Source organism: Novosphingobium sp. B-7 (assembly GCF_000410615.1).
Taxonomy (GTDB): domain Bacteria; phylum Pseudomonadota; class Alphaproteobacteria; order Sphingomonadales; family Sphingomonadaceae; genus Novosphingobium; species Novosphingobium capsulatum.
The window spans coordinates 2,801-6,803 of the sequence record NZ_KE148515.1 but is presented as its reverse complement, the minus strand read 5'-3'; the positions used below and the strand labels follow the sequence as shown (position 1 = coordinate 6,803).

Sequence of the window (4,003 nt, the reverse complement as noted above, 5' to 3'; positions counted from 1 at the left end):
ATCCAGTTTGTCGCGCTACAAGCGGCTTAGCGATCCTCGCCAGACGAACCAAAAGTAGTCCGGCTCCTTTAGTCGACCTGAAGATCCGTGCTGGAGTATCGCTCACACACTCATTCGCTTTCGCGATGCCGGACTTGGTGAACGAAAGACAGTGCGGGCCAGTCCTTCACTGAGGATGCCGTCCTGGTCAGCCCGCAGGAGCAGCCTCAAACCTAGCTAATTGAAGAGCAGCCAACCCTCTCCCTTGATTGGAAGCTGCCCTTTCGGAATGTCCGCCTTTGCCGCCCCGACCCTCTGCTCCCAAAGCAGATGCGCTAAGTGGGTGAACGAAAGGCATCTTGGGGCGATTCCAGAACCAGAGATGCCGTTCCGGTCAGTCCGCCATCCCGGACGAAATCGGTTCCGCGCCTACCTTTGCGGATCGCCTACCAAGATCGAGCAGTTCACGCCCTTTCCGCCCTTCGCCGCCCGCCGCTGGCAGTCTTCCAGCGCTTTGGCATTGCTCGCCCAAACGCTGGCAGCTTCCCGCAACGCCTGCCACCGCTGCGGATCGGACCCCTGCAGCATCCGCTCCCCAGCCGCCCAACCATCGCGCTGGAGAAGGCTGGCCGCACGCTCCTCCGGCCAATGCAAGCCTTCTGGCACCGCCCGGTCAACGACGTCCGGAACCACCCAACCCAGCAGGAAGCCCGTCATCACTCCAATGGCCGCTGCGACACCCAGCCAGCGCAGTTGCTGAAGCCCCCTCAGGATGGATTGCACGATGTCGTTGATCGTGAGGACGGTGCGATCCAGATCGATTCGTGCAGCGCCAAAGTGCTGTCGTTCAACCTCAGTTGCCCTGGCCGTGGCATGATAGATCTGGCCGGCAATGGTCTCGGGCGTCAGCTGCAGCGCGGGACTGCTGGCCAGCGTCTCGATCGCGGCCGCCGCATCGTCCTGGCAGGCATGGATACGGGCCAGGTCCTCGGTGTAGTCGCGGCTGTGCAGTTCCTGCTGCCTGGCGGCAAAGCCTTCGACGGCGGCGATCAGGACGGCAAGCTTGTGGGTCATGGCCTCGAACGCCACTTCCGGACGGTCGAGGTCTGACTCGGTGCTTGCGCGGTTGGCGGAATTGTTGGTCACAGCCCCATCCCCCGGTCACGCCCGCGCTCGAGCGAATGGGTCAGTTGCTGGGCGATCGACCTGGTCCTGGCCGCTTCGCTGATGTCATGGCCACTGACGCCCGGCGACCATTCCCGCGACCATTGCTTGCCGATCAGTTGGTTCCCGCGCTTGCTAAGGGCATTGCCCAGTGCGTGGTCCTTCTCCAGGCCCTGGGCCATGGCGCGCATCTGGCCTTCGACCTGCTGGCGCGCCTCGCGGTTGCTGCTGCCAGTGAGACGGCCGCGCTGGGCCTGAAGCTGCTGCCAGGACTCGACAAAGCGATCGGCGCGCAATTCGGGATTGGCGCGGATCTCGGCTTCGAGCTGCATGGCGCGGATGGCGGTGGTGGTGCGGCCGGTGGCGGCTTCGGCCATGAGGCTCGGATTGCGCTGGAACGCGGTGTCGAGATCGCGAGCGCTGCCGCCGGGGAGCGCATCGAGCGCCTGCGCCGCGCGGGCCTGCGCGGTCTTCTGGTATTCGAGCGCGGGGAGCTGCTGTCTGGTCATGCGGTCGATCTCCGCCGTGGCGCGGGCATAGCGCTCGACCGCCTGGTCGAGGCTGGGCCTGGTCTGGATGTACTGCGCTGCTGCCAAGGCCGGCTTGGTGTGTTCGTGGGTTGCCTGCTGATCCTGGGCCGGCGGCCTGGCAAAGCTGGGCACGCTGAGCCGCAACCCGGCAAAGCGCCCCTGCTTGCGCTCGGGTTGTTCTGCGCTGGCTGGGGGCTGTAGCGACGGCTCGGCTTTGTGTGCTCGTTGTTCGTGCTCCTTGCCGGCATAATCCCGCACCATGTCCTTGGACCGGTCGCGCGATAGCCGCGCGGCCAGCCGCTCGCGGTCGGCAAAGTCGGTCCTGGCGTAATGCAACTCGACATGATCACGATGCCGCGACAGCGCGACATAGGCGCCATGGCGATCGAGCCCCGGCGTGGCCAGGACATGGACCCGGTCGAGCGTGGCCCCTTGCGCCTTGTGTACGGTGGCAGCGTAGCCATGGGTGAGGTCGGCATAGTCCTTGTGGTCGAACGCCACGGCGCGGCCATCGTCGAGCCGCACCGCCATGCCGGTGCGATCAACCCGCTCGATGGTGCCCAGCATGCCATTCTTCACACCCAGTTCGCGTTCGTTGCGCAGGAACATGATGCGGTCCTGCTCGGCAAACAAGCGCGTGCCACGGTTGGTCTCGACCGCGACATCGGCACCCAGCGTGCCATGATCGCGCAGACGATCCCGGGCCTGCGCATTCAGTTCATCGCATTCTGCATTGGTGTGGGTGAGAATAAGCCGGCTGGCCTCGGGATGGGCCTGCCGATCGGCATCCCAGCGCTCGATCAAGGCATCGCGCGCCGATTCGCGGGTGCGTGATTCGACCACCAGACCGGCCGCATGATAGGCTTCAATCGCCTCGCCCGTCCGCCCCGTTGCCAAGTGCCGCGTGGCATCGCGCTGCCATTCCTCGGCCTGGCGGCGCACTTCGGTGATCTCGACGGCGCCATGCCGCTCGGCCATGCTGCGGAAGGCCGCGCCGGCTTCGATGGCCTGGAGTTGCTGCGGATCGCCGACCAGCACGACCTTGGCGCCCTGTTGCTGGGCCGTGCTGATCACACGTTCCATCTGGCGCGTGCCGATCATCCCGGCTTCGTCGATCACCAGGATAGAATTGGGTTCAAGGGTCTCGCGTCCCTGCGCCCACTGGTGCTCGAGACTGGCAATGGTGCGCGAGGCAATGCCCGAGCCGTTTTCCAGGTTCTCGGCGGCAATACCGGAGAGGGCAATGCCGCGCACATCGTAGCCGGCTTTCTCCCAGGCCTCGCGGGCCACGCCCAGCATCGCGCTTTTGCCGGTGCCGGCATAGCCGATCACGTTGGCAATACCGCTACCGCCGGTGACATGCTTGAGCGCATGGCGCTGCTCGACCGACAGCACCAGGCCGCGCGCTTCGGCGCGGTCCAACGCGGCATTCAGATGACGCGCCGGCACGCCATGATAGCGGTCAGCGTCGAGCCTGGCCGTGGCCACCTCGAGCCGCTGTTCGGTCTCGAGCATGGCGCGCGAGGTAAAGCGCTCCTCGCCGCGTCCGTCTGGCCCCAGGCGCACCAGATCGGGCGAGCCCCGCACCGCCGCCAGCACGGCGTCGAACTGGTCCTTCCCTTCGCTGTGGCGGTGCACGAACGCGGCAAGGTCGCGGGACGTGAAGGTGGCCTGTTGGTGGGTGATGGCATCGAGCGCGATACCGGGGTTTTCGAGGATCTTCTCGCCATTGCTCCTGGCGATGGCAAAATGCTCTTCCAGCCGCTCGCGCACCAGCCCTTCCTGCGCCATGCGCGCGGCGGCCGGGCCGATCTTGTTCTGCGGCTCCAGGTCGATGCCCTGGGCCTCGAGACTCCGGTGATCGATCCGCGCGTCGATATCGAGCTGGGCCAGCCGGCCATTGACGTGCTCCGCCCAAGCTTCGCGCCAGTGGGTGAGCAGTTCGGTCCTGTTCCACTCGCGCACCTTGGCGCCGAAGCCATTCTCCCCAACTTCGCGCATCGCCAGCATCACATGGGCATGCGGCTTGGCGAGGCCGTCTGCCCCCACATCCCAATGCACATTGAGATCGGCCACCATGCCGCGGTCGACGAACTCCCTTTGCACGAAATCCCGCGCCAATTGGATGCCATCGGCCTGGCTCATCTCGCGCGGAATGGCGAACTCGATCTCGCGGGCGAGCTGCGCGTCCTTGCGCACCTCCACCGCTTCGACAGCGTTCCACAGCTTCGCCCGATCGCGCCACTCTTCCGGCGCGCCTTCGGGCAGCATGACTTCACTGTGCACGACGCCGGTCTTGTTGGAGAAATCGTGGTGCCGGTCGAGCCGCT

The 4,003-nt window shown here is 65.8% G+C and carries 2 protein-coding genes; both read right to left on the bottom strand.

Going from position 1 to position 4,003, the window contains the following annotated elements; translation table 11 throughout:
• Nucleotides 1–408 precede the first annotated feature (408 nt).
• Nucleotides 409–1,125, bottom strand: a complete 717-nt coding sequence (locus H926_RS0123610; protein ID WP_022678428.1) for a DUF6118 family protein — start codon at nucleotides 1,123–1,125, stop codon at nucleotides 409–411.
• On the bottom strand, nucleotides 1,122–4,003 hold a 2,882-nt coding region (gene traA / locus H926_RS30335), incomplete at its 5' end, for a Ti-type conjugative transfer relaxase TraA (protein ID WP_022678427.1). The genes H926_RS0123610 and traA, both read right to left, overlap by 4 nt.